The 3,463-nt window shown below is 44.9% G+C and carries 3 protein-coding genes; all 3 read right to left on the reverse strand.

What is annotated here, in order from left to right; all coding sequences use genetic code 11:
• A partial coding sequence (locus A3761_RS16455) for an ATP-binding cassette domain-containing protein (RefSeq protein WP_068750528.1) occupies nt 1-1,175 on the reverse strand: 1,175 nt, incomplete at its 3' end.
• Between the two features lie 26 nt (nt 1,176-1,201).
• Entirely contained in the window at nt 1,202-2,236 is a 1,035-nt protein-coding gene (locus A3761_RS16460) for an ABC transporter permease (protein WP_068509074.1), read from the reverse strand.
• Between the two features lie 2 nt (nt 2,237-2,238).
• Nucleotides 2,239-3,342: a microcin C ABC transporter permease YejB gene (locus A3761_RS16465; RefSeq protein WP_068509072.1), complete on the reverse strand. Its 1,104-nt coding sequence runs from the start codon at nt 3,340-3,342 to the stop codon at nt 2,239-2,241.
• Nucleotides 3,343-3,463: the final 121 nt, after the last annotated feature.

Here is a 3,463-nt window from a genome sequence, read left to right on the forward strand (position 1 = left end):
AAGCCCTCGTTAATGATTTGCATAATTGACATGCGAGGACTGAGGCTGCCATAGGGGTCCTGAAAGACAATTTGCATTTCTTTTCGGAAGGGGCGGAATGCTTGTTGGTCAAGATTGTGAGTGGGCTTACCTTCAAAGAATATCTCACCTTCACATTGCTGAAGTCTAAGTAAAGCGAGGCCGAGGGTGGTTTTTCCGCTGCCGCTTTCGCCGACGATACCAAGAGTTTCGCCTGCTTTTAGTTTTATTGAGATGTCTTTAGTTGCCTTTAAGAACTCAAGAGGCTTGCCCCAGAAACTTTTCTTAGTAGGAAACCATACGTTGATGTCCTTACTTTCTAAAATTGTTTTAGCGTCGTTCGGGATTTTCTTAGGTGAGCCGCTAGGGTCAGAGTTAATAAGTAGCTTCGTATACTCTTGCTTTGGAGTAGCGAAGATATCTTCGCAATATCCAGATTCGATGAGTTTTCCATGGTGCATCACTACCACTTCGTCTGCATAATGGCGTACGATGCTCAGGTCGTGGGAAATAAGAATGACGGACATTCCAAACTTTTTTTGTAACCCCCGGATTAACTCAAGTACCTGCTTTTGTACGGTTACATCCAACGCTGTTGTTGGCTCATCTGCGATGAGTATGTCTGGTTCGTTGGCTAGCGCCATAGCGATCATTACGCGCTGCTTTTGTCCGCCTGATAGTTGGTGAGGATAGGATCCCAGGCGAGACTCAGGCTCAGGAATACCAACTAGATCTAGTAATTCGATAACACGCTTACGAGCGGCTCGAGTTGAATGAGCGCTGTGTAACTGTATTGATTCGGCAATTTGTTTCTCAATCGTATGTAGCGGATTAAGTGACGTCATTGGCTCCTGAAAGATCATGCCAATTTTACCGCCACGCACACTTCTTAATTCAGTCTCGCTTGCTTTTAAAAGGTCTTTGTTTTGAAAAAGGATTTCGCCACTCGGGTAAGACGTTTTATTTCTTGGATGTAAGCCGAGAATCGCCTGGGCAGTTACTGATTTTCCAGAACCGCTTTCGCCAACAATTGCGATTGTCTTTCCCGCGTGAATATCAAAACTGATACCTTTAACTGCCTCTATTTCTTGCTCTCCTTGTTGAAAGCAAACACGAAGGTCTCTGATAGATATTTGAGCATCGTTATCGTTTGTCATAAAAACTAATTACCTTGAGTGCGTGCTTATATCTTTTTTGGGTCGAATGCGTCGCGTACGGCTTCGCCAATAAATACAAGTAGAGACAGCATTAGTGCAAGAACAATAAATGCCGATGCGCCGAGCCAGGGTGCGTGTAAATTTGTTTTGCCTTGTGAAATCAGTTCACCTAGTGAGGGTGATCCTGGTGGAAGCCCAAAGCCAAGAAAGTCGAGAGAGGTCAGGGTAGTAATTGAACCCGTGAGAATGAAAGGCATGAAAGTAAGTGTCGCGACCATAGCATTAGGAAGCATGTGTCTAAACATAATTCCTCTATTGTCCAAGCCTAGTGCACGGGCTGCGCGTACGTATTCTAGGTTTCTAGCGCGCAAGAACTCTGCGCGTACAACGTCAACTAGCCCCATCCAGCTGAATAACAGCATAATACCAAGTAGCCACCAGAAGTTAGGCGTAATAATACTACTCATGATTATCAGCAGAAATAGAACGGGTAGCCCAGACCAGATTTCTATAAAACGTTGGCCATAAAGGTCGATGCGGCCGCCATAAAAGCCTTGTATAGCGCCAACTACCACACCAACAACAGAGCTAAATAATGTGAGTGCTAAACCAAAGAGTACTGATATTCTAAAACCGTAAATCAATCTTGCGACAACATCACGAGCCTGATCGTCGGTCCCAAGTAAGTTTTCACTTGAAGGAGGGCTTGGGGCGGGTACAGGAAGTTGATAGTTAATGGTGTCGTAGCTGTATTGTATAAGAGGCCATAACATCCAGCCTTCTTCATTAATCAGCTCAGAAACGTATTCGTCACGATAGTCGGCTTCGGTCTCAAAGTCTCCTCCGAATGCGGTTTCTGGGTAACTATTTAAGAATGGCGTATAAAGTTCACCCTGATAGGACACCAAAAGAGGCTTGTCATTTGCAATGATTTCGGCAAACAGTGAAGCAAAAAATAAAATCGAGAATAAGATTAAAGAGTAATATCCGCGTTTATTGGCCTTGAAGTTAGCAAGGCGTCGGCGATTCAGGGGTGACCACGAGCTAGTATTAATCAACATCACTATTGCTCCCTGCTTGCAAAGTCAATTCGCGGGTCAATAAAGACGTATGTCAGGTCGCTAATGAGTTTTAGAATTAGACCAACCAGGGTAAATACGTAAAGCGTTCCAAACATAACCGGATAATCGCGGTTGAGTACAGCTTCGAAACCAAGCAGTCCAAGGCCGTCAAGCGAAAAAATTACCTCTATCAACATCGAGCCTGTGAAGAATATACCGATCAAGGCGCTAGGCATTCCTGCAATAACTATCAGCATGGCATTTCTAAATACATGTCCATATAAAATGCTTTTGTCTGTGAGCCCCTTAGCTCTGGCAGTCGTAACATACTGCTTGTTGATCTCATCCATGAAGGAGTTCTTGGTAAGCATTGTTAGAGTTGCAAAGCCACCTATAACGATAGCGGTAACTGGCAGTACTAGGTGCCAAGCATAATCCAGAATTTGCTCGCTTGTCGTCATGGTGTCAAAGTCTGGCGAGGTAAGACCGCGTAAAGGGAACCAGTCCCAGTATGTTCCACCAGCAAAGAGAACTATTAGGATAACGCCGAATAAGAAGCCAGGAATTGCGTAACCAACAATAATGACACTACTGGTCCAAAGGTCGAACTTGGAGCCGTCTTTGATCGCTTTTTTGATGCCGAGCGGGATCGATATAAGGTAGATGATCAGTGTTGACCAAAGACCAAGAGAAATTGATACCGGCATTTTTTCAAGGACTAAGTCGAGTACACTTTTGTCGCGGAAAAAGCTTTCGCCAAAGTCAAAAACAGCATAGTTTTTGATCATAATAAAGAAGCGCTCATAAGCTGGCTTATCGAAGCCATACATCTTTTCAATGCGCTCAATAAGCTCAGGGTCAAGGCCTTGAGCACCATGGTATTTAGAGGAGCTGCCAGAGCTGCTAGAACTTGAGGTGTTGGTAGATAGCTCTCCGCTACCGCCGCCTAAACGGCTTTGAACGTCTGAACCCATTCCCTGAATCTGTGCGAGCATTCGCTCAACGGGGCCGCCGGGTGCTGCTTGCACGATAATGAAGTTTAAGAGCATGATGCCGAGTAGTGTCGGTATCATAAGAAGAAGTCTGCGAAGAATGTAGGCGCTCATTACTTACGGAACCACCACGTATCGATCGCTACTCCGGATTTGGGGGAAATTTCAGGTCTCGCAAGGCTCTTAGTGTAAGCGATACGCTCAACCGGGTTATACCAGTTAGGTATTACGTAGT

It is taken from the genome of Oleiphilus sp. HI0123, from assembly GCF_001635315.1.